Genomic DNA, 23,771 nt, shown 5'->3' with positions numbered 1-23,771 from the left:
TCCTGAGCGTGGGGACTTAATGCTCAGGGTTATCGGCTGGCGGGGAGATAGCTTTATGGTTTGACGGACTTAACACGGGCGAATCATGAGGCAAATGGATCTTCAATGCCCCCTTGCGAACAGAAAAACGCAGCGAATCGCCTTCCATAGGTTCACCATCAAGGTTAATGGACAGGCCTTCGCTGGTCTTGATCTCAACCCAAGGCAATCGCTCCCGGACAAACAGGTTATCCAGGCCCCAACCACCCGCCATCAAATTCTTCAGTGTTCCGACCACTTCCTGGGGCGCGGGCAAGATGCTGATGTCGAGCAAACCATCGTCAGCCAGCGCATCAGGGCATAACGCTTGACCTCCGCCCGCCTGTCGGCCATTGCCGATCCCCAGCGCCAGCAATTCTCCTTTCCAGTGAAAATCCGGCCCTACCAATTCGGCGTAAGCGGCATGCAACTCACTGAAACGAGACAATCCGGTAAATAGATACGCGGCACCGCCCAAGACTTTCTTCAGGTCTTCGGAGGTATTGGCAGTGACCTGGCTGCCAAAGCCACCTGTTGCCATATTCAAAAAGACCTGGCCATCCACCTCGCCCAGATCAATGGCATGGGCCGGAGCGTCCAGCAGCGCCAAAGCCTCGTCAGACGCCAGTGGAACCCCGGCGGCCCGCGCAAAATCATTGGCAGTCCCCAGCGGCAATAACACCAGACTGGCCTCTGTATCTGCCTGCGCCATGGCTTCGCATACCTCCCGCAACGTGCCATCTCCACCGCCGGCAATCACATGGGTATAGCCCGCATCCAACGCTTCGTGCACCAGACGCTGGGCGTCTCCGCCTTCCCATGTCAGCCGCACCGCCAGCTCCCAGCCTTGCGCACGGCGCTGCTCAACCGCAGCCCGCACGTCTTCGTTGAGCGCCTGCTTACCATGCAAAATCAAAAAAGCCTTCGCCGCACTCATGCTTATCCCTCAACAAAATCGGTCAGGTTTTTGGACAACAGCCAAATCGAAAAGACCCAACCCATCTGAGTTATTTATCGACTGGACAGGGACAGCTTCATCCCAGCACTTCACTCAAAGGAATAAATCCGACCCAATCGCCTTCAGACAGCGTGTGGCCTTCAAGCACTTCCACCAGCCCTTCAGCCCACGCGGCGCTGCGCAACACGCCTGAGCTCTGATTTTTATAGATCACGGCACGCCCTTGCTCCAAACGACCGCGCAGGTATTCGCGACGGTTACCCGGTTTAGCCCAGACGAAACCGGCGGGTACCTGAAATTTCAACGGCTCGACTGCTTGAACGCCCTGTCGACGCAACAGATAGGGGCGGGCCAATAGAGCGAAAGTCACGAGTGTTGACGCCGGATTGCCAGGCAAGCCTATGACGGGCACGCCGCGAAAATACCCGCAGGTCAGCGGTTTTCCGGGTTTGATGGCCAGTTTCCAGAGGGACAGTTCGCCCTCTTCGCGCAGGGCAATACCGAGGAAGTCTGCCTCGCCCACTGACACCCCGCCCGTGGACAAAATCAGGTCCACGGCGCCCAACTCTGTCAGACGTTGACGGGTGGCGGGCAAGTCATCAGGCAGGATTCCCGCATCCACCACCTCACAGCCTAAACGCGTGAGCCAACTGCACAGCAACACACGATTGCTGTTATAGATTTGTCCCGGCCCCAAAGGTTGGCCCGGCTCGACCAGCTCATCGCCAGTCGACAGCACCGCCACTTTTACCCGACGAATGACTTCCAGGGTGGCGCAACCCAACGAGGCAGCCAGCCCTTGTTCAATTGGGCCCAAGCGTGTCCCGGCCGAGAGCACGATTTCACCAACCGTGGTTTCCTGCCCTTGAGGACGAATGTTCTGGCCCACCTGTAAAGGCTCGGTGATCACAATCCGGCCATCGGCCTGCACGTGAGCGTTTTCCTGCATTTCGACACAGTTAGCCCCCGCGGGCACAGGCGCCCCAGTGAAGATCCGGGCACAGGTACCAGCCTCTAATGGCACCGGAGCCTGACCTGCAAAAATACGCTGGCTGACCGGCAGCGGCTCGCCCGTCCAATCAGCTAAATCAAGCGCATAACCGTCCATGGCGCTGTTAGGCCACGGCGGCAAATCCAATGTCGACACCAGATTATTGGCTAATACCCGGCCTTCGCTCTCGGCTATTACCACCGACTCGCTATCTCTGACAGGGGTGGCGTCGGCCAACGCCAAGAGCCGCGCAAGCGCCTCTTCAACGGGCATCAGGAGGCCGTTATGACCCGGCTTATCCACGGCTTTCGCAGGCCGGTGCCTGCTTCAAGTGCGCGACAAAATTGCAGGGCCGGTGACGCGAATCCAGTTGTTCAGCCAATATGCCGTCCCAACCTGTGCGTACTGCATTGGTCGATCCCGGCAGGCAACACACCAGCGTCCCGTTAGCCAAGCCGGCCAATGCGCGGGACTGCACGGTCGAGGTGCCAATATCGGCCACCGAGATCTGGCGGAACAACTCACCAAAGCCGTCGACCTGTTTGTCCAACAGGCATGTCACGGCTTCCGGCGTGCTGTCTCGGGCCGTGAAGCCAGTGCCACCGGTAATCAACACTACCTGAACGTCATCAGCGGCGATCCAGGTCGCGACTTGGGCACGAATTTTATAGAGATCATCCTTGAGCAATACCCGCGCAGACAGCCGATGACCCGCCTCACTCAGGCGATCGACAAACACCTGGCCCGATGTATCGGTTTCAAGGGTACGGGTATCACTGACTGTAAGAACCGCGATATTTAAAGGTACTAAAGGTGTATCAACCTTGGCTTTCATAGACGAGGTCCAGTTGTAGGGGAAACAGCCCGGTGTTATATCACAGCGCTTATTTTGCCTGGTTGCGCGGAGATCACCCCCATGAGTCAGATTAAATGTTCCATTTTGCTGCTGGCAGGTGGCCGTGGCCAGCGCATGGGCGGGCAGGACAAAGGGCTGGTGATATGGCGCGGGCAGCCACTGATAGCTTATGCCCAACGTGCAGCCCGGTCATTGACCGATGACTTGATCATTTCGTGCAACCGCAATCATGAACACTACGCACGCTATGCCGATCAGTTGGTCAATGATGGTAACCAAGACTTTGACGGGCCGCTGGCGGGCATCCGGGCCGGTTTGGCGGCAGCTCGGCATTCGCACCTGCTGGTATTGCCGTGCGATGTACCTCATATAGACGCTTCGCTATTGGGTGCCTTGCTGGAAGTGGCTCTTCAGTCTCCAGAGAATCCTGTCATGGTGCGTCATGGCGAGCACTGGGAACCGTTGCTCTGCGTCATCCCCAAGGCACTGACAGCAGCTTTTGAACAGGCCTGGCGGGCAGGAGAGCGCAGCCCTCGCAAAATCATGCTCCAGCTCAATGCACGTGCCTTGCAATGCGCAGACAATGATCCTCGACTGACTAATTTCAATACCCCTGACTTGCTCGGTTAACCGCGCACGCGGAACTTGTCACACTAGCCAAGGAACTTGCAGACGTTGTATACGTCTCAGGGACAGTTACTCTTTAAAGCACTTTCATTCGTTGGAGATACACCATGACTCATCGTTCGCTCGCCGCCCTTATGCTCGCTGCTGGTCTGGCCGCCCTTGCTGGCTGCGCTTCGCCAACCGTGATCACGCTCAACGACGGCCGTGAGATTCAAGCGGTGGATACACCTAAGTTCGACGAAGATTCTGGCTTCTACCAGTTCAAACAACTGGACGGTAAAGAAACCCGCATCAACAAAGACCAGGTTCGTACCGTTAAAGAACTGTAAGTTTCAGGTTCTCACAACAACCCGCCTCGCGCGGGTTGTTTCGCTTATACCACTACCAATCCAGACGAATACGGCTTTCAAAAAAGCGTTCTTGCCCTGTCAGCGGATCGGCAAAGCGTAGACTCTGCGCCAGCAGCTTTAGCGGATTGGCATAGTCATCCAAAGCATCATTGAGTACCTCGGGATAGAACGGATCGTTGCATATCCCCGCGCCCAGCGCCGCCATATGCACACGCAATTGATGCTTTTTGCCAGTGACCGGGTAAAGTGCATAACGCCACAAATCGCCGTTCTTCTCGCACACATCCACAAGCGTTTCAGTATTACTGACGCCCTCGCCTTCACGCATGCGGAAAAAGGGCTCGCCCTCAACCAGTCGACTTTTATGCACACGCGGCAATTCAAGATCAGGTAAGGCCCTGGCAATCGCCTCGTAGCGTTTCTCGATTTTTCGCGTCGGGAATAACGACTGGTACGCCGAACGACTGTCCGGGTTAGCGGAAAACAACACCAACCCGGCGGTATGCCGATCGATACGGTGCAGCGGCACCAGATGTGGGTTATCCAGCGTGCGGATCAAACGGCGCAACAGCGTCTGTTCAACGTATTCACCGGCTGGGGTCACGGGCAAAAAGTGCGGCTTGTCTGCCACTACCAGATGCTCGTTGGCATACAAAATCGCTTCCTGAACGGGAATAGGCGTTTCGTTAGGCACTTCACGAAAGTAGTGAATGCGCAGGCCTTCCTTGTAGGCGAGGAACGGGCTTATAGGTGCACCGCCGGCATCGAGTACCCGACCACGGGCAATGCGGTCAAGCCACTGCTCCCGGCTGATGGCTCGAAAGTGCGCACACAAACAGTCGAGCACCGTCGGCCATGTTCCGGGAGGCAGGTACAACGTGCTGGCTTGGTGCTCAGCGGGGTTGAAAGGCGGGTTCGACATAGACAACTCAAAGCGGTTAAGGCGAGCACAGGATTATCGCGCAAAAAAAGAATCTCTATAGAAGAAAACTCACCACCTGCTCACTCTCAAACGGCCATTCCAGCTCCTCTCCCGTATCGACTCGACGCAGGACTGGAATTCGCAACCCGTAAGTTTCAAACAAGGCTTCGCTGTCGGCAATATCCACCAGCTCGACCATCAGCCCATGCTCGACCAAAGGCATCAAAAGTACTTCGGCCAGTTCGCACAGATGGCAGCCCACGGTGCCGAACAACTGACATTCGGATGTCATGATGACTGGCTCACATAAAATGTTCATTTTAGGCGCCATGCCCCCTCTCGTCGAGTTATCCGCGCCTCATCATTTTTGACTGAAAAGCCCTAATACATTCACCCAATTGTGTGTGTGACGACTACGCTTGATCCACATCAGCGTCGGTCTGTCTGGGGTGCTGGATGCTCGCAGCTGTTTTTTCGAACTGACAAGGAAGATTTCATGTTTGCCAATTTACTCATCATCCTGGCGTCTTCGCTGGTTGTGATCGCATTATTTCGGCGCCTGAAACTGCCACCCGTGCTGGGGTACTTGTGTGTCGGTTTAATGATTGGCCCGACCGCTCTGGACTGGATACATGAAAGTCCAAACCTCCCTGATCTGGCCGAGCTAGGCGTGGTTTTTTTGCTGTTCTCGCTGGGTCTTGAATTCTCCCTGCCCAAGATGATCAAGTTGCGCCACGTGGTGTTTGGCTTAGGCACACTTCAAGTCTTGGCCACTACCGCGGTTCTGGGGAGTTTGTTGTATGCCTTCGGAATGAGCGCCAACATTGCATTCATGCTCGCCGCAGGGCTCTCTTTATCGTCTACCGCCATCGTTAGTAAAGAGCTCACCAGTCTGGGCGAAATCTTCAGCACGCACGGCCAAAACGCCATAGGAGTGCTGCTGTTTCAAGACGTAGTCGCTGTACTGCTGCTCACACTGGTTCCGGTATTTGCCGGCAGTAGCGATCAGGCGTGGTATTGGGCACTCCCGGTTACCTTGGGAAAGACCGTCATTCTGTTCGTCGGTTTACTGCTGGCCAGCCGCTATATTTTGCCCCGTCTCTTCCACGAAGTAGCGGCATCCCGCTCAGCTGAGTTGTTCGTGCTGCTGGCCTTGGTCATCGTACTGTTGACCGCCTGGCTCACCCATCTGTTGGGTCTATCACCTGCACTGGGGGCATTTCTGGCCGGTATGTTGCTGGGCGAAAGCCACTATCGGCACCAGATTGAGGCGGACATACGACCCTTCCGCGATATCCTGCTGGGCCTTTTTTTCGTCAGCATCGGTATGCTGATTGACTTGCAACTGTTCCTTCACCACGGCTTTGAAATTCTGGGCCTCACCCTGGCGTTAATGCTGATTAAAGGTGGCGTGGTCGGCATTATCCTCAAGCTGCGTGGCCGCGACGGTGAAACCGCATGGCGCAGTGGGCTTGCGCTGGCCCAAGGCGGTGAATTCTGTTTCGCGCTCATGTCGCAAATGCAGCTCAGCAACCTTATCCCTCCCGACATTGCCGCTCATCTGCTGGCGGCCACATTCTGCTCAATGCTGCTAACACCTTTACTGCTGCGCGCGGCGCCGAAAATTGCGGCCAGCCTGCACCGTAAATCCAATGAAGCAATAGAACTGGAGGAGATTGCGGCCCAAAGCGCCGAACTGCACGGGCACGTGGTGCTGTGCGGTTACGGACGTGTCGGTCAGTCTATTGGACGTTTTTTGAGCAGTGAGCATTTTGAGTTTGTTGCTTTGGACTATGATCCCGACCAGATCCAGGAAGCTGCCAAAGGTGCTAACAACGTGCACTACGGCGATGCGCGCAGGGCTGATTTGCTGCGCGCCGTCGGCCTTGACCGTGCGCGCCTGCTGGTGATCGCGGTGGACAACACCGAGGTGGCCATGAGCGTGTTGGAGATAGCCCGTTTAATCACCCTGGAAGTACCTGTTCTGGTCAGAACACGCGACGACAGCCTGCTCACCGAGCTTAAAGTGGCCGGCGCTACAGAAGTTGTACCTGAACTACTGGAGTCCAGCCTGATGCTCGCATCCCATGCGTTGATCATGCTGGGGCTACCTGAAAAAGCCGTGCAGAAACGCGTAGATCAAGTCCGTCATGACCGCTATCACTTGTTGGAAGGATGCTTCGAAACATCAGATCCGCGTGAAACAACAGTTTTCCCCCACGAAAATGAATAATCTAAGGTAAGGTTTTGCCTAGGCCAAGCTTGAAAAAGTTTGCTTCAGTACTATCCAGAAGCTTTCCTATCGCTATGGCTAAGAGAATTGCAGTGAACCTTCAGCTAATGCCTACACTCGAACCATTCATAAGCCACTCACGGAGTTAAACATGGCCCGCATAACAGCAAAGAATGCTCAACAAATACTGGCAGCTGACTTTCAAGCACTGGTCATCGACACTGAACGCTTGCTGGAGCACACCAAGACACTTGCCGGTGATCAGGCTGAGGAGTTGCGCGCCCAGCTTAAGGACCGATTGGTCAAGGCCCGTGAAACGCTGGCTGATACCAAAGACAACTTGCAAGAGCGCAGCCAGGCAGCTGTTGTGGCCACTGAAGACTACGTGCAGGCAAACCCTTGGCAGTCCGTCGGTATCGCCGCGGGCGTTGGCTTTTTGATTGGTCTGCTGGCAACTCGGCGCTGATATGACAAACGAAGATTCCGGCTCCCCCCGTTCCTCACCGCGGCGCCTGGGTGCCGCGTTTCTGGGTCTGTTACACAGCCATGTCGAGCTGCTGGGCATTGAGTTGCAGGAGCAGAAAGCGCGCACCGTCAGCCTGCTCCTGTTTGCAGGACTGGCGTTAGTATTTGCTCTGCTTCTGTTGGTCGGGCTGTCTACGCTGGTGCTTATCGTTTTCTGGGACGATCACCGGTTGGCCGCCATTATCGGGCTGTGTATTTTTTATGCGTTGGCGACCGTCTTCTGTGGCATACGCCTCAAGGCAGCGGTGTTCGATGAGTCCTCTCCTTTCAATGCCACGCTCGAAGAGTTGGCCAAAGACCGCGAGCGATTGATGCCATGAGCCAGCCTGAAATGCCGCAAAACGCTTCTCGCCGGGAAATGCGCAAATTGTTGATTCGCCTGCGCATGGAAATGCATCGCCAGGAAATTCGCCATGAATCTCAACAGTTAATGGAACCGCTGCAAAAAATGCGCGGGATGACCAGTCACTGGAAGCAAAACCTGAGCCTCAAGCACGGCCCACTTTGGGGTGTCGGGATTGTCACCCTGCTCGGGTTTCTGACCGGCAGAGGCGCCAAAAGTAAAAACACCAGTGGCACATCGCGTCTGATAGGCCTGACCACGGGCTTGATACCGTTGATCAAGATGGTGATTCAGGCTACGCGCAAGCCTTGATATCGCCGTGTGTGGCCGCTGAGTGAGTCTTCGCCAGCGGCTACATATCTTTGCCGTGAAGCGATAAGCTGCGTCATCAGTCATTGACGGAGCACAGCGCCTTGGATTGGCAAACCCTGCTTAACCGCGAACGCCTGGCAAAACCCCATCACAGCCCCGAAGAGCTCGGCCGCAGTCCTTTTCATAAAGACCATGACCGAATCATATTTTCGGGTGCTTTCCGCCGTTTAGGGCGCAAAACACAAGTCCATCCTGTCAACAGTAACGACCATATCCATACCCGCCTTACCCACTCACTGGAAGTCAGTTGTGTCGGACGCTCATTGGGTATGCGCGTGGGCGAGACGATCCGTGACGCCCTGCCCGAATGGTGCGACCCGGCTGATCTGGGCATGGTGGTGCAATCGGCTTGCCTGGCTCATGACATTGGTAACCCGCCCTTTGGTCACTCCGGCGAAGATGCCATCCGCAACTGGTTCCAACAGGCTGCAGATCGCGGCTGGCTGGATGACATGAGCGATGCCGAACGTAATGATTTCTTGAGCTTTGAAGGGAATGCACAAGGCTTTAGAGTGCTTACACAGCTTGAGTACCACCAGTTTGACGGAGGCACCCGCCTCACCCATGCAACCTTGGGTACTTTTCTCAAGTACCCCTGGACCGCACGTCATGCTGACTCGCTGGGGTACAAGAAGCACAAGTTCGGATGCTACCAAAGCGAACTGCACTTGCTCGAAAGCATTGCCCACAAACTGGGCTTGCCACAAATAGAAGATGAGCGCTGGGCGCGGCATCCACTGGTGTACCTGATGGAGGCTGCCGACGACATCTGCTACGCCCTCATTGACCTTGAAGACGGCCTTGAGATGGACCTGCTTGAGTACCGTGAAGTGGAGTCATTGTTGCTGGGGCTGGTGGGCGACGATCTGCCTGAAACATATCGATTGCTCGGCCCCTCAGACTCGCAACGGCGCAAGCTGGCGATTTTGCGCGGAAAAGCCATTGAACACCTCACCAATGCGGCCGCCCTGGCCTTTGTGGAGCAGCAGGATGCTTTGCTGATGGGCACCTTACAGGGGGATTTGGTCGAACATATGCACGGCGCAGCACAGCGGTGCGTACTGGATGCCAAAAATATGGCACGGGTGAAAATTTTTCAGGACAAACGTAAAACCCTTCACGAAATCGGCGCCTACACCACCCTGGAAATTTTGTTGAATGCGTTTTGTGGGGCGGCACTTGAGCAACATGGCGGGCGGACTCCGTCATTCAAAAATCGCCGCATCCTCGACTTGCTGGGAAGTAACGCCCCTGACGCGAAGTGGCCATTGCATCGATCGTTTATGCGAATCATCGACTTTATTGCAGGTATGACCGACAGCTATGCCACACAAATGGCCAGAGAAATGACCGGGCGCTCCAGCCCTGACTGACTAGACCCGCCCTTTAGCAGGAGGGCGGGCATCTGCACCCTCGTAAAACCGAATCTAACCGCCTGCAGCTTACGATTTAGCCCTCAAGACTCAAATAGTCCGGCTAAACATGGCCACTCGAAAATAAACAACATGACCAAACACTCTCCAGACAATCAAATCATTGTACTCATCTTGTTTAACAAATGAGCTGGACACTATTAAACAACCTTACATCCTCATACAAAGTGTGAGCTTGCGCCTTATTTAATGTAGGAATATTCCCATACTACATTCGTAGGCTACTCGTTTCGTGCCCCCGTTCGAGTAACTGAGCTAAGGTGCGCCCTTTCTATGCAGTACTTTATGGGAAATTAATATGAGCACCGTATTTATTGTTGACGACCACCCGGTAATCCGATTAGCCATACGTATGTTGTTAGAGCATGAAGGTTATGAAATAGTCGGAGAAACCGACAACGGCGTAGATGCCATGCAAATGATCCGAGAATGCGTGCCTGACCTGATCATTCTTGATATCAGCATTCCAAAACTCGATGGCCTGGAAGTGCTTGCACGCTTCAGCGCGATGAATTCGACCCTGAAAACGCTGGTCCTGACCGCTCAGTCGCCTGCGTTATTTGCAATGCGCTGCATGCAATCCGGCGCTGCGGGGTATGTGTGTAAACAAGAAGACTTAAGTGAACTTGTCAGTGCGATCAAGGCTGTATTTTCTGGGTACAATTACTTTCCCAGTCAGGCACTGTGTCCCGAGAAGAACGAAGGCGACACACTTTCCGAAATTGAATTATTTAAACAAGTCAATGACCGTGAACTCATGGTGCTAAAGCTGTTTGCACAAGGTAAAACAAACAAGGAAATTGCCACCGGCATGTTCCTCAGTAATAAAACCGTGAGCACTTATAAAAAACGGCTCATGCAAAAATTAAGAGCCAATTCCTTGGTAGACCTTATCGAACTGGCTAAACGCAACGCTTTAGTGTGAGAACCAGGATGCCCACGCGGTTAATGAAATATCTGTCGCTGCTCGCAGGATTAATTCTGTGTACATCCGTGTTCGCCGAGCAGTCCCAAATAGAAAGCTATTCGCTGCTCAGCCGCTCGGGCACCTACCACATAGGCGTTGCTCTGGATAAACAACAACGTAACTGGTTGCAGGAAAAGCGCCAAATCGTTGTGGGCACATCATCCTCGGACTACCCACCGTTTGACATGACCGCCAGCGGTCAGGACTACGAAGGTTTGACTGCCGACTACGCTGGCCTCTTGGCCACCGCCCTCAATGTGTCCATCAAAGTGCAGCGTTTTGCGACCAGAGACGCTGCAATCAAAGCCCTGGAGGAAGGCAAAATCGATTTACTGGGCACTTCCAACGGTTTCGAAGCGGCTCATCCGCAACTGCTGCTCTCCACGCCCTATGCCATTGATCAACCCGTTCTGGTGACTCGCGAGGGCGAAACTCGCTCTCTCTCCGAGGGGCTCGAGGGTCTGCGTCTGAGCATGGTTTACCACTACCTTCCCCTGGAAGAGGTGAAGGCCCTCTATCCTAAAGCGATCATCCAGTCTTACCCGTCTGCTCAAAACGCAATCAATGCAGTGGCTTTTGACCAGGCTGATGTGTTTATGGGGGACACGGTGTCCACTCACTACATGATCAACAAGGGCTATTTGAAGAACATCAAAATGGCTAATTTCGGCAAGCAGGAAACCTATGGCTTCAGCTTTGCCGTAAGGCGTAACAACACCCAATTGCTCGACATTATCAACGCCACACTCAGGGCGGTGCCTAACAGCGAGCGAGTGAGCATTGCCAAGCGCTGGAGTGCCGGTAGCGACATCTTGCTGACCGACCAAAAACTCCAGCTGACCGATCGCGAAGAGCGCTGGATCACTCAGCACCCCACGGTCAAAGTGGTGGTCAATGAAACCATGGCTCCACTGACTTTTTTTGATGCGGACGGCAATTTCAGGGGCATCACTGCCGACTTGCTCGAACTCATTCGCCTGCGCACCGGCCTACGCTTTGAAATCCAGCGGGCGCGTAGTCTTGCCACGATGATTGAGATGATCAATAAACACGAAACAGACATCATCTCCGCCATCAGCCCGTCAATGTCCCGTGAAGGCGCACTGAGCTTCAGTCGGCCCTATCTGGAAAATTCGTTTGTCCTGCTCACAGCAAAGGGCCATGAACAACCCTCAAGCCTTGAACAATTATCAGGCAAACGGCTTGCACTGACACAGGGAAACCCTCTGACAGAGTATCTGCGCACCGAGCACCCGAAGATTACGCTGGTCGAAACTGACGACATCTATCAAGCCACGGAATTGCTGGCCGAAGGCAAGGTACAAGGGGCAGTCAATACTCTCGTACTGGCTAATTACCTATTGTCTTCCCAAGTGTTCCAGGACCGCTTACAGATCAGCGCGTCCCTTGGAACCCAACCCGCTACGTTTTCACTGGCTACCGCCCGTGATGCCACGGAGTTGAGCTCTATTCTCAATAAAGCACTGTTAAGTATCGCCCCGGATGAACTGGGCATTATCAACAGTCGCTGGCGCGGATACGTGCCAGCGTCAGACAGTTACTGGCGTAACTACCACCGCCTGATCTACCAGATCATTATGGGTACCAGCCTGTTATTGGTGCTGTCATTGATCTGGAACGCCTATATGCGGCGCCAGATTCAACAACGCAGAACGGCCGAACGAGCCCTCAACGATCAGTACGAGTTCATGCGTGCTCTTGTCGACGGCACACCGCATCCAATCTATGTCCGTGATCGCGATGGAATTCTGCAAACCTGCAACGACAGCTACTTGAAAGCTTTTTCAGCCAGGCGTGAAGACGTCATTGGCAAAACAGTCATGCAAACTCAAAGCATGCTGAACAATGTTCACGAAGCCCAAGACTACCAGGCTGATTACCTGAGAGTGATGCGCGAAGGCTTGCCTCTGGTCATTGATCGCCCCCTGCATATTGGCGATACCACCCTGACCATTTATCACTGGATACTTCCGTATCGTAATTCGCTGGGTGAAGTTCAGGGCATCATCGGTGGCTGGATTGACATCAGCGACCGGCGCCAGCTCCTCGATGAATTGCGTGCTGCCAAAGAACTGGCCGATGACGCCAATCGTGCAAAAAGTACATTCCTCGCAACCATGAGCCATGAAATACGCACGCCGATGAATGCAGTCATAGGCATGCTGGAACTCACCTTGAAACGCGCTGATCAGGGGCACCTCGATCGACCCTCAATCGAGGTTGCCTACAATTCAGCCAAAGATCTGCTGGAGTTGATTGGCGACATTCTCGATATCGCCCGCATCGAATCAGGTCGCATGAATCTGACCCCCGAACGCGTTAACCTGCGAGAGTTGGCCAATTCGGTCATTCGGGTATTTGATGGTCTTGCACGTCAGAAGTCTCTGGGGTTGATACTTATTTTCAAACCCGAAGGTATAGCTCCGGATGTATTGATCGACCCGCTTCGTTTCAAGCAGATCCTGACCAATTTGATCAGTAACGCCATCAAGTTTACCGAGCGCGGTCAGGTCACACTGGAGCTCAACATGCTGGCGACAGAGAGCCCGGAACAGGTCGAGATTCGATTGAGCGTTAAAGACACGGGCATTGGGATCAGCCAGCAAGATCAGAAGCGTTTGTTTGAACCCTTTGCACAAGTCGAAAACAGCGGCCAGCTTGCACTCAACGGCGCAGGTCTGGGCCTGGTCATTTGCCGCAGCCTGTGTGAAATGATGGGCGGTACGCTGGGTTTAACCAGTGAGCCCTCAATAGGCACCCACATTCACATCACGCTCAAAGCCCCCACGTTGGCACCTTGCCTGAATACCGTCACGCAAGAGCCAGACATCTCACCCGGCACGCGCCAGTTGAATGTTCTGGTGGTTGATGATCATCCAGCCAATCGATTGTTGATGTGCCAGCAGTTGGGCTTTTTAGGCCATCGATTTACCACAGAGCAAAACGGCGCTGCCGGACTGGAAACCTGGAAAGAAGGCACCTTCGATCTGGTCATTGCAGACTGCAACATGCCCGTGATGAATGGTTACGATCTAACGCGAGCGATACGCCAGCATGAACAGACCTTGCAACGCCCCCCCTGCACCATATTAGGCTTCACCGCCAATGCTCAGCCTGAAGAGCGCCTTCGCTGCAAGAAATCCGGCATGAATGACTGCTTGTTCAAACCCATCAGCTTGACGCTGTTGAGCCAGCGTTTAAATGCAATTGATCCTCCCTATCAGAAGTCCGAGATTATCAATATCGAAAGCCTTTACGCACTGTCAGGGCGTGACGAGTCGAGGATTAAGCGTTTGCTGGAGGAGTTGTTGCGCAGCAACCGGGATGACCTGCAATCGCTTCTGGAGCTGCCACTCACTGAAGATCCGGAACCTTTTAATAATCTGGCCCACCGAATTAAGGGTGCAGCGCGAATTGTCGGCGCCCACGACCTTATTAAACAGTGTGAAGCCCTTGAGCAAGCCAGCCCCGCAACACTGCCGGCGTGCCGCACCGCCATGCAGCGCGCCATGGAGTCATTGGAACAAGCAATGGTGAATGAACTGTCGAAGGGAGGCTGAAACCGACGAGGGGCAGCTTTGAGGTGTGCATGGCTGATATTCCGGCAGATTGGCCCTTTTTCACTATGCTTAGGCTTACTGCTGCTCCCCCATCCATGCAGACTCAGTCATGTCCTTTACGGCCTCTCTAAAAAAGCGTCAATTCCCGCTTCACGTGCATATCAGCGCGGTGTTCACACTATTGCTGTTATTAATTGGCATTGCCTTGGCGGTGTTCAACTATTCGCAAACCACTCGCATCATTCTTGATAGCAGCCAAAAACAGTTCAACCAGATTGCTCAGGATGTACAGCAGGATGTGCTTAACACCTATCAACCCATCCGGCATGCGTTAAACCTGCTGGCACTCAACCCGAATGCCATCACCGACTCATTCGAAGACAGGATGGGACTGTTGCAGCCGTTTGCGCAGGCTCTGCAAGATAACCCCAGACTTTCGGCACTGTTTATCGGTGATAACCAAGGAAACTTCTTCCTGGTCAGGCCCTTGCGCAATCAGGCGATCAAGGCCCGTCTGAATGCCCCCCCACAGTCGGCTTACAGCGTGTGGACCCTCAAAAGGTTTATGGACCCCAACCGGGTGGAATCAAAAAAACTTTTCTTTGATGAGTCGCTGACACTTTTGGAAGAACGTAACGAGCCTAATCAGACTTACGACCCGAGGCAGCGAAGCTGGTTTATTCCGGCACGTGCCAGCCTCGACCACACGACAACCGATCCTTACCTGTTTTTTTCCACTCAGGAAGCTGGCACCACGCTGTCACAACGCAGCACGGCAAAAGCAGTGATCGGCGCCGACCTGAGCCTTTCGCAACTGTCCGAGACGCTCGCTCGACATCGGGTAACGCCCAATACGCAAATCGTCCTGTTCGATGGCGATGGCCGGGTCGTGGCTTACCCGGATTCAGAGCAGTTTTTAACCAATACACAGGCTACACAACTACCTGAAATCGCCACCTTGAACCCTGCGTTGAAATTGTTGACTCAGCACGGCACAGACAAGCAACAACGCCTCAGTGACGGCGATCGCCAATGGATAACCTCTCAAACCACTATCAATGACAAAGACTCAAATGCCCTGAAACTGGCTCTAATGGTGCCTGAGGACGAACTTCTGGCCGACGTTTACCAGATTCGCTGGGAAGGTATGCTCATGACGTTGGCGATATTGCTGCTGTGTTTGCCTTTGGGTTGGCTGACCTCGCGCTTGATGGTCAAGCCCCTGAAAACCCTGGTGGAGGAAGCAGATGCCATTCGCCGCTTCGACTTCAATTACCCGATCAAACACCACTCACCGGTGCTGGAAATTGATCAACTTGAAATGTCCATGCGCCGGATGAAAGAGACCCTCTCGAGTTTTTTTGAAATCACCGCAAGCTTGTCAGCACACACTCGCTTTGAACCCCTTTTGCAGTCAGTTCTGGTTGAAACCATCAAGATCGCTCAAGCCCAGGCAGGCTTGATCTATCTCATGGAGAACGAGGGTACGCAGTTGGTGTTGAAGGGATTGATCGTTAACGATCAGCCCCAGACCGTGGACGCCCTCGCAACGAGCGTCATCAACCTTCAGGACGACGCTCCCCCCGAATGGCTACGCGTGCTATGCGATGGCAATGACAGTGTTGTGCGCACCTTCACCGTCGAGCAGGCCACCGAGTTAAAACCGGTGATGCAGATTCTCGACAGTCAGAGCGTGCATCTCATTGGTATTCGTCTGCACAACCGCCACGGCGAAACCGTCGGGGTGCTGGTGCTGCTACTCACTAATACGGGCACCGCTGCTGATCAGGAGCACCTGCGATCTGACCGCATTGCCTTTATCGAGGCCGTTTCCGGAGCCGCCGCAGTAGCGATTGAAAGTCAGCGCCTGCAGGATCGACAAAAACAGTTGCTCAACGCTTTTATCAAACTGCTGGCAGGGGCCATCGATGCCAAAAGCCCCTACACTGCGGGGCATTGCCAAAGAGTGCCAGTACTCACATTTATGTTGGCCGAAGCAGCGGCTGCGAGCCAGCTACCTGAATTTGCTCAGTACAACCCCACAGATGAAGAGTGGGAAGCGTTGCACATCGCTGCCTGGATGCATGACTGCGGCAAGGTCACCACGCCTGAATATGTGGTCGACAAGGCCACTAAACTTGAAACCCTTTATGACCGCATTCATGAAATCCGCACACGTTTCGAAGTGCTTAAACGTGACGCCTGGATCGACTATTGGCAAGGGCGGGCGTTGGGGGGTGACGATCAGCATTTAACCTTGCAGCGTGATACTCGACTGTCGCAACTGGATGATGATTTTGCGTTTGTAGCACGCTGCAATTTGGGCGGCGAAGCCATGGCTGAAGCAGACCTTCAGCGCTTAAGCACCATTGCCAAATACACCTGGACGCGGACGCTGGATGACCGGCTGGGTGTTTCCTGGGAAGAGAACAAACGTCAAGAAGGCCGCGAGGAGCAGAGCCTTCCCGTCACCGAGTGGTTACTGGACGACAAACCCGAACACCTTTTTTTAAGACCCGAGACTGAAATTATCAACCCCGATAATCCTTCAGGCTTCAAGCTCGACGTACCGGCATTCAAGTTCAATCGGGGTGAGTTGTATAACCTGAGCATCACCCGCGGTACGTTGACCCCTGAAGAACGCTACATCATCAACAACCACATCGTGCAAACCATTTTGATGCTCAGCCACCTGCCCTTCCCCGGCTACCTTGGGAATATTGCGGAAATTGCAGGCGGTCACCATGAAAAGATGGATGGCAGCGGTTATCCAAAACGGTTGAAGCGAGAGGAAATGAGCCTGGCGGCGCGAATGATGGCCATTGCTGATATTTTCGAAGCATTGACAGCTTCGGATCGCCCGTACAAACGCGGAAAAACATTGAGCGAGGCGCTGAAGATCATGACGGGCATGTGCCGTGATGCCCATATTGATGCGCAACTGTTTGAGCTGTTTTTACGCGAACAGATTTACATGCACTACGCCCGGCAGTTTCTTGAGCCACATCAAATCGACAGCGTCGATCTCGAAGCACTACTGCTCAAAGCCGGGCTTTAAACTAAGCCATGATCAGCAATCGGTTAGACGCAAGAAAATCGCGGCAAGGGCTTCAATACCCTGCTGATCCTGTTCGCTGAAGCGACCAATGCTTGGGCTGTCCAGGTCAAGTACGCCAATAAGACGCCCGTCTTTAATCAACGGCACCACCAATTCACTGTTTGAGGCGCTGTCGCAGGCAATATGCCCAGCGAACGCATGTACATCTTCGACCCGCTGGGTTTGCTTGCTCGCTGCTGCCGCGCCACACACCCCCCGCCCGAACGGAATTCGCACACAGGCGATCTGCCCTTGGAAAGGCCCTAATACCAGTTCCTCATTGCGATTCAGGTAAAACCCGGCCCAATTCAGGTCATCAATCTGGTGGTACAGAAAAGCCGAGAACTGGGCGGCGTTGGCAATAAAATCCCGCTCATCCGCCAACAAGGACTCCAACTGGGCCGTCAACAATGTGTAACCGTCCAGGCCAGCGCCTGTGGCGTTCAAATCAATCATTTCGCTTGCTCCAACAATTTCAATCCAACCCAGTAACGCGCGAACTGATAGGCACAGCGCCCGTTGCGGTTGCCGCGCCCTGTCGCCCAGCGCACAGCTAAAATATCCAACGCTGCATCGCGCTGCCATTGCAAACCAGCCTTACTGGCCAGCACGTCAATCCAGTGCTCGACCACACTCAGAAAGTGATCCTGAGTAAAGGGGTAAAACGATAGCCAAAGGCCAAATCGGTCAGACAGTGCAATCTTGTCTTCAACCGCTTCATTAGGGTGAAGCTCGCCCTCTACGTTCTTCCAGTTCTCGTTGTCACTTTCTTTTTCGGGAACCAAATGCCGACGGTTTGAAGTCGCATAGAGCAAAACATTGTCGGGCGCTTGTTCAAGCGATCCATCGAGCACACTTTTCAGAACCCGGTAATCACCTTCACCAGATTCAAATGACAAGTCATCACAAAATAAAACAAAGCGTTGTGACAAACCTTGCAACTGTTCGACAACTCGCGGGAGGTCCGCCAGATGGTCACGTTCAATTTCGATCAAACGCAGGCCAGCCGGGGCGTACTCGGCAAGCAGCGCGCGAATGAGTGACGATTTTCCGGTACCGCGCGAGCCCCACAGCAAAGCATGGTTGGCCGGCAGCCCCTCGAGAAATTGTTTAGTATTGCGCCCCAACTGATCACGCTGGCTATCGACACCGATCAGGTCAGTAAGACGCATCTCAAGGCTGACTTGAAGTGGCATCAAGTAACCCGAGCGACCTTCACGTTGCCAGCGGGCAGCCAGACAATTTCCCCACTGTATCGGCTCTCGATGCGCTGGCAGTAAAGGTTCAAGACGCGCCAGAACTGATTCAGCCCGCTCTAAAAAAGCCTCAAGTTTAGACTCCACACTATCTCCTCAGACTGATACACATGATGGCGCATTAAATTAAGCGTTCGGTCCCCGCCCACAAGGCGGTACACACGATAAATCCGCCAGGCCTGAAATTGATGCGGCTCAAGCGGCATATCGATTACTCTTGCCCGCCAAAGGGAATGGAATCAGGTGCAGCACCCATGGACATAAAACTCACCCATCGCCTGTCGTACAAACAGGCTAGGTTGACAGTGCTGGTCGGCTTCATTCTGGGCACCATACTGAGCGTGGTGCAAATAGGTATCGATTATGCCAGTGAAAACGCCGCCATCAATCGTGAAATCCAATCCCTTTTAGATATCAGCCATAACCCGGCGTCGCGAATTGCTTACAACCTGGACTCAGAACTAGCACAAGAACTGGTAATGGGTCTGCTGCGTTCACCGGCCATCACAGGCGCAACAATCAGCGACAACGATAAAAATGTCCTCGCCGCCGTTCAGGAGCAACCTGAAAACGGCCGCTTCCGGGCGCTCAGCGATTTTTTGTTTGGCTCCATGCGCAGCTTTGACGACAGACTTTATTTCAATCACTTACCCGAACTCAGCGTCGGTGAGTTGCACCTTGAGGTGGATACATTCCCTTTTGGAAGCCGATTCCTGCACCGTGCCGAAATTACATTACTCAACGGTTTTGCCCGCAGTTTGTTGCTGACGTTCATTCTTCTGGGGCTGTTCTACTTCATGCTCACGCAGCCACTGGTGCGGGTCATTCGCGCACTCAGCAGCAGTAAACCAGGAGACCCGCAACAACCGCGCATTCAGTGCCCACCCCGACACGAAGACGATGAAATAGGTGTTTTGGTCAACGCAGCCAATCAGCAATTTGACGCAGTTGCGAGGGAGATAGAGCAGCGGCGCAACGCAGAAAATCGCCTGAATGAATATTTGTCCCAACTCGAAGACATGGTCAAGGCGCGTACCCAGGAACTCGAAGCGATCAATACGCGCCTCAGCCAATCCAATGAAGAGCTGGAAGCCGCACGCAGTACCGCGTTGAAAATGGCTCAGGCCCGCTCCGCGTTCCTCGCCACGATGAGTCACGAGATACGCACCCCTCTGAATGGACTTCTGGGCATGCTGGCATTGTGCCTGGACAGCCCGCTGAACGCTGAGCAACACCAGCAGCTTTCGATTGCCCATGACTCAGGCAAAGTACTGGTCGAACTTCTCAATGACATTCTCGACCTGTCGAAATTCGACGCCGGGCAGTTGGAGCTTGAACATATTGCATTCGATCTGGGAACGCTGGTTGAAGACACGGCCAATCTGCTGTCGCAAAATGCCGCCCCCAGCGTTGAACTGACCTGTTTGATCGACCCGCACTTCCCGACATTAGTAATGGGTGACCCGACACGGGTACGACAAATTGTCAGCAATCTATTATCCAACGCACTGAAGTTCACTCGCTTCGGGCGTGTCGATGTGCGGTTGAGCGCCCATGACGATAAAGTCAGTATCCAGGTGTGCGATACCGGTATCGGTATTGCACAAGAAGCGCAAATACGTATCTTCAGCCCATTCACACAGGCCGGGGTGGGTATAAATCGTCAGTATGGCGGTACAGGACTGGGATTGGCGCTCACCCGCAGCCTGTGCGAAGTCATGAAGGGGCGCCTGACTATCAGTTCTGAAATTGGTTTCGGTAGCCAATTTTGCGCAGAATTGCCATTGCCCGGCCATACTCCGGCGATCAGTCCCCCTCCGTTATCAGGGAAGGTCATTGCTGTCAGTGCTGAGGGGAGTGGCCTCAATGAACTGCTAAAAAGCTATTTGCCACTATGGGGTCTGGAATATAGCCGCCACAACCTCGACACTTCATTGGTGGGCATCGACCTGAATCTGTTGATCACCGACTGCCCTGAATGCTTGCTTGGCATCCGGCCAGCCATTACGGCACCTATTCTGCTGGTCACAGCCTATGGCAATTTTATGCCCGGTGATCAGGTCAATGCACTGGCACCGCTGCTGCAGAAAGCCCGACCTTTGTCACGCCACGCTCTTTATCAAGCCTTGCAGCATCTGTTGCATAAGGGCGGCGGCGACAACCTCAGTGTGCAACTTAGCAATTCACCCAGCAAACATCGTGCTCGCATATTGCTGGTAGAAGACAATCCTGTGAACCAGTTAGTCGCTAAAGGGATGCTCAGTAAGCTGGGCTGCGATGTCGTCATAGCCAGCCATGGAGGCGAAGCATTAAGCCTGCTCGAAGGCGACTCATTTGATTTGGTGTTAATGGATTGCAACATGCCGGTTATGGATGGCTATGAGGCCAGCCGACAAATTCGCCAGAGCAGTCGTTGGTCAGAGCTGCCGATTGTTGCCTTGACTGCCAATGCCATGCCAGAGGAGCGGGAGCGCTGCCGTTCCGCAGGTATGAACGATTACCTGGCCAAACCGTTCAGGCGAGAAGAACTGGCGGCCCTGCTGGATACATGGGTGCCTCCCAAGGCATAGCACTGTGACGCCAGCCATTGGTACCGTTATCTCCAGCAGGGGCTCGCTAGCGGCTTTTATCAAGCAGCGCTTCAATGTCCGCTTTGAGCGCTTCGGGCTTGGTCGCCGGGGCGAAGCGCTTTACGCGTCCGTCAGGCTCAATCAGAAACTTGGTGAAGTTCCACTTGATCCCTTTAGAGCCCAAGACTCCGGGAGCCCGTTTTTTGAGCTCAATGAACAGTGGATGCGCATGCTGGCCGTTGACTTCCACCTTCTTGAATAATGGAAAGGTCACGCCAAAATTCAATTCACAAAACTCGGATATTGCCGCCTCATCCCCCGGCTCTTGCTTACCGAATTGATTACACGGAAAGCCAAGAATCACCAGCCCTTGGTCTTTATAGGCCTCCCAGAGTTTCTCAAGGCCTTTGTACTGAGGCGTGAAGCCACATTTGCTGGCGGTGTTAACCACCAATACCGCTTTGCCAGCAAAGTCTGCCAGAGTCTTTTGCTCGCCGCCCAGTGTGATGCAGGGAATCGTGAACAGAGTGTCAGTCATGGTGCAGCCTCACAGGCGGACTATCAGGGGCGGGGAACCAGGTTCAGGCACACCGAGTTGATGCAGTAACGCAGCCCGGTAGGTGGCGGGCCGTCTGGAAATACATGGCCCAGGTGTGCATCACACTTCGCACAGACCACCTCGGTTCGGACCATGCCATGGCTGACATCACGAATCTCGACCATCGCATTGTCACCAATGGGTGCGTAAAAGCTCGGCCAGCCACAGCCGGAATCAAACTTGGTGCTGGAATCAAATAGCGGTTCATTGCAGCAAATACAGTGGTAAACCCCATCGGTTTTAGTCGCGTTGTATTTGCCCGAGAAAGGCCGCTCGGTGCCTTTGAGGCGGCATACGTTGTATTGCTCAGGATCAAGCATCGCCTTCCATTCTTCTTGGGTTTTAATTAACTTTTCCATGGTTCTGCCTCTGCAACTGAAAAAGCCCGACCAGTGGCTTTTCCAGGGATCGGGTGGCACGTATGATTGCGCCTCGTTATGCGCCAGTCTGGCACCCGCTCTATCTGCATACAAACGGATTCTTGAAGCAAGGCGGTGTTTGCCACTGCGTGAAAACGCAGAATTTCCCAGGGCTGTGGTACTCACACGGTCTGGATCGTTCATTTTCGGGATCACATCGCCATGCAGGTCAGCAAATCAAACAAGCTCGCCAACGTCTGTTATGACATTCGCGGCCCAGTGCTAAAGCACGCCAAACGACTGGAAGAGGAAGGTCATCGCATCCTCAAGCTGAATATCGGCAACCCGGCGCCCTTTGGTTTTGAAGCGCCGGATGAAATCCTCCAGGACGTGATCCGCAATTTGCCAACGGCGCAAGGCTACAGTGACTCAAAAGGCCTCTTCAGCGCGCGCAAGGCCGTCATGCAGTACTACCAGCAAAAACAGGTTGAAGGCGTCGGTATCGAAGACGTTTACCTGGGTAACGGTGTGTCCGAGCTGATCGTGATGTCGCTGCAAGCACTGCTCAACAATGGCGACGAAGTGCTGGTGCCAGCACCGGACTACCCACTGTGGACCGCCGCCGTCACACTGGCCGGCGGCCATCCTGTGCACTACCTGTGCGACGAACAGGCCAATTGGTGGCCCGATCTGGCAGACATCAAGGCCAAGATCACCCCCAATACCAAGGCGATGGTCATCATCAACCCCAATAACCCGACGGGGGCGGTGTATTCCAAGGAAGTGCTGCTGGGCATGCTCGAACTGGCACGCCAGCACAATCTGGTGGTGTTCTCGGACGAGATTTACGACAAGATTCTTTACGACGACGCGGTGCACATCTGCACCGCTTCATTGGCGCCCGATGTGTTGTGCCTGACCTTCAATGGCCTGTCCAAGTCATACCGGGTGGCAGGTTTCCGCTCCGGCTGGATCGCCATCTCCGGCCCCAAGCATAATGCCCAAAGTTACATTGAAGGCATCGACATGCTGGCCAATATGCGTCTGTGCGCAAACGTACCCAGCCAACATGCCATTCAAACCGCACTCGGTGGCTATCAGAGCATTAATGATCTGGTGCTGCCTAACGGTCGCCTGTTGGAGCAGCGTAATCGCACATGGGAACTGTTGAACGACATCCCGGGGGTCAGCTGTGTAAAACCAATGGGCGCACTCTATGCCTTCCCACGTATCGATCCTAAAGTCTGCCCGATCCTCAACGATGAAAAGTTCGTTCTGGACTTGCTGCTTTCGGAAAAATTACTGGTGGTTCAAGGCACCGCGTTCAACTGGCCTTGGCCGGATCACTTCCGCGTGGTGACATTGCCACGTGTAGATGAATTGGACATGGCAATCGGTCGAATCGGCAACTTTCTTAAAAACTACCGTCAGTAATTTCACCCTGTGCTGTGCGATGACAGAAAAATCGCACAGCATGTGTCCAATTAAATATTCTTCATTTCATTCCTATACCCCCGCAAATTGACGGCCTGGAAATTTTTTAAAACCGTGAAACCCCGGTTTTATTGGCTATGGCGTGAAAATCCGCAGCAAAAAAGCCCATCTCTTTATTAGGAAATTTCTTGCGTGTGACTAGAATTCATTTGTAGGACACAGTTTGAAATAGTCGCTCGGTTGAATAGCCTGTGGCAGCACCTTATATACCCGCATGCGGC

At 53.8% G+C, this 23,771-nt stretch carries 21 protein-coding genes; 12 read left to right on the top strand and 9 right to left on the bottom strand.

Annotated elements, in window-relative coordinates:
• Positions 1-16 precede the first annotated feature (16 nt).
• The 3 genes from yegS to moaB form a co-directional block, all read right to left on the bottom strand.
• Entirely contained in the window at positions 17-955 is a 939-nt protein-coding gene (yegS, locus tag ACI7MX_RS17515) for a lipid kinase YegS (protein WP_405591089.1), read from the bottom strand.
• A gap of 97 nt (positions 956-1,052) precedes the next feature.
• Positions 1,053-2,240, bottom strand: coding sequence for a gephyrin-like molybdotransferase Glp (gene glp, locus ACI7MX_RS17510; protein WP_405591086.1), 1,188 nt, complete (start codon positions 2,238-2,240; stop codon positions 1,053-1,055).
• Positions 2,241-2,262: 22 nt separating this feature from the next.
• Positions 2,263-2,802: a molybdenum cofactor biosynthesis protein B gene (gene moaB / locus ACI7MX_RS17505; RefSeq protein ID WP_314488587.1), complete on the bottom strand. Its 540-nt coding sequence runs from the start codon at positions 2,800-2,802 to the stop codon at positions 2,263-2,265.
• A gap of 81 nt (positions 2,803-2,883) precedes the next feature.
• Between moaB and mobA the strand changes: the two genes are divergently transcribed.
• Together mobA and ACI7MX_RS17495 are read left to right on the top strand one after the other, a co-directional pair.
• Positions 2,884-3,453: a molybdenum cofactor guanylyltransferase MobA gene (gene mobA / locus ACI7MX_RS17500; protein WP_405591082.1), complete on the top strand. Its 570-nt coding sequence runs from the start codon at positions 2,884-2,886 to the stop codon at positions 3,451-3,453.
• A gap of 104 nt (positions 3,454-3,557) precedes the next feature.
• Positions 3,558-3,779: a YgdI/YgdR family lipoprotein gene (locus tag ACI7MX_RS17495; protein ID WP_314488590.1), complete on the top strand. Its 222-nt coding sequence runs from the start codon at positions 3,558-3,560 to the stop codon at positions 3,777-3,779.
• 52 nt (positions 3,780-3,831) lie between these two features.
• Here ACI7MX_RS17495 and ACI7MX_RS17490 read toward each other — a convergent pair whose 3' ends face one another.
• Both ACI7MX_RS17490 and ACI7MX_RS17485 read right to left on the bottom strand, forming a co-directional pair.
• On the bottom strand, positions 3,832-4,722 hold the full coding sequence (locus ACI7MX_RS17490; RefSeq protein ID WP_405591079.1) for a pseudouridine synthase: 891 nt from the start codon (positions 4,720-4,722) through the stop codon (positions 3,832-3,834).
• A 55-nt stretch (positions 4,723-4,777) separates the two neighbouring features.
• Positions 4,778-5,014: a glutaredoxin family protein gene (locus ACI7MX_RS17485; protein ID WP_405591131.1), complete on the bottom strand. Its 237-nt coding sequence runs from the start codon at positions 5,012-5,014 to the stop codon at positions 4,778-4,780.
• Between the two features lie 204 nt (positions 5,015-5,218).
• On the opposite strand from ACI7MX_RS17485, the gene ACI7MX_RS17480 reads away from it, so the two are divergent.
• From ACI7MX_RS17480 to ACI7MX_RS17445, 8 genes are all read left to right on the top strand, one after another.
• Positions 5,219-6,955: a cation:proton antiporter gene (locus tag ACI7MX_RS17480; protein WP_405591076.1), complete on the top strand. Its 1,737-nt coding sequence runs from the start codon at positions 5,219-5,221 to the stop codon at positions 6,953-6,955.
• 151 nt (positions 6,956-7,106) lie between these two features.
• Positions 7,107-7,421, top strand: coding sequence for a YqjD family protein (locus tag ACI7MX_RS17475; protein WP_314488596.1), 315 nt, complete (start codon positions 7,107-7,109; stop codon positions 7,419-7,421).
• A 1-nt stretch (position 7,422) separates the two neighbouring features.
• A complete protein-coding gene (locus ACI7MX_RS17470; RefSeq protein ID WP_314488599.1) occupies positions 7,423-7,800 on the top strand; it encodes a phage holin family protein in 378 nt (125 codons plus the stop codon).
• Positions 7,797-8,135: a hypothetical protein gene (locus ACI7MX_RS17465; RefSeq protein WP_314488602.1), complete on the top strand. Its 339-nt coding sequence runs from the start codon at positions 7,797-7,799 to the stop codon at positions 8,133-8,135. The genes ACI7MX_RS17470 and ACI7MX_RS17465 overlap by 4 nt, the downstream gene beginning before the upstream one ends.
• A gap of 101 nt (positions 8,136-8,236) precedes the next feature.
• Positions 8,237-9,568, top strand: a complete 1,332-nt coding sequence (locus ACI7MX_RS17460; RefSeq protein WP_314488605.1) for a deoxyguanosinetriphosphate triphosphohydrolase — start codon at positions 8,237-8,239, stop codon at positions 9,566-9,568.
• A gap of 358 nt (positions 9,569-9,926) precedes the next feature.
• A complete protein-coding gene (locus tag ACI7MX_RS17455) occupies positions 9,927-10,553 on the top strand; it encodes a response regulator transcription factor (RefSeq protein WP_314488608.1) in 627 nt (208 codons plus the stop codon).
• An 8-nt stretch (positions 10,554-10,561) separates the two neighbouring features.
• Entirely contained in the window at positions 10,562-14,176 is a 3,615-nt protein-coding gene (locus tag ACI7MX_RS17450) for a transporter substrate-binding domain-containing protein (RefSeq protein WP_314488611.1), read from the top strand.
• Between the two features lie 109 nt (positions 14,177-14,285).
• Positions 14,286-17,234 (top strand): HD domain-containing phosphohydrolase, encoded by a 2,949-nt coding sequence (locus ACI7MX_RS17445; protein ID WP_405591070.1) that lies wholly within the window; start codon positions 14,286-14,288, stop codon positions 17,232-17,234.
• A gap of 12 nt (positions 17,235-17,246) precedes the next feature.
• On the opposite strand, the gene ACI7MX_RS17440 is transcribed toward ACI7MX_RS17445, so the two are convergent.
• Together ACI7MX_RS17440 and ACI7MX_RS17435 are read right to left on the bottom strand one after the other, a co-directional pair.
• Positions 17,247-17,729, bottom strand: coding sequence for a GAF domain-containing protein (locus ACI7MX_RS17440; protein WP_314488618.1), 483 nt, complete (start codon positions 17,727-17,729; stop codon positions 17,247-17,249).
• Complete coding sequence (locus ACI7MX_RS17435) at positions 17,726-18,616, bottom strand: ATP-binding protein (RefSeq protein WP_314488620.1); 891 nt, start codon at positions 18,614-18,616, stop codon at positions 17,726-17,728. Before ACI7MX_RS17435 ends, ACI7MX_RS17440 begins: the two co-directional genes overlap by 4 nt.
• Positions 18,617-18,783: 167 nt before the next feature.
• Here ACI7MX_RS17435 and ACI7MX_RS17430 point away from each other — a divergent pair, with 167 nt between their 5' ends.
• Entirely contained in the window at positions 18,784-21,099 is a 2,316-nt protein-coding gene (locus tag ACI7MX_RS17430; protein WP_405591065.1) for a response regulator, read from the top strand.
• 46 nt (positions 21,100-21,145) lie between these two features.
• On the opposite strand, the gene ACI7MX_RS17425 is transcribed toward ACI7MX_RS17430, so the two are convergent.
• Both ACI7MX_RS17425 and msrB read right to left on the bottom strand, forming a co-directional pair.
• Positions 21,146-21,637, bottom strand: a complete 492-nt coding sequence (locus ACI7MX_RS17425; RefSeq protein WP_314488627.1) for a glutathione peroxidase — start codon at positions 21,635-21,637, stop codon at positions 21,146-21,148.
• Between the two features lie 23 nt (positions 21,638-21,660).
• Positions 21,661-22,056: a peptide-methionine (R)-S-oxide reductase MsrB gene (gene msrB, locus ACI7MX_RS17420; protein ID WP_314488630.1), complete on the bottom strand. Its 396-nt coding sequence runs from the start codon at positions 22,054-22,056 to the stop codon at positions 21,661-21,663.
• Between the two features lie 222 nt (positions 22,057-22,278).
• On the opposite strand from msrB, the gene ACI7MX_RS17415 reads away from it, so the two are divergent.
• Entirely contained in the window at positions 22,279-23,490 is a 1,212-nt protein-coding gene (locus ACI7MX_RS17415) for a pyridoxal phosphate-dependent aminotransferase (protein ID WP_153377038.1), read from the top strand.
• Positions 23,491-23,771: the final 281 nt, after the last annotated feature.

The organism is Pseudomonas sp. 2024-210, from assembly GCF_045062345.1.
Classification (GTDB): Bacteria; Pseudomonadota; Gammaproteobacteria; order Pseudomonadales; family Pseudomonadaceae; genus Aquipseudomonas.
The sequence above is the reverse complement of the archived record's forward strand: the minus strand, read 5'-3'. Positions and strand labels throughout refer to the sequence as shown.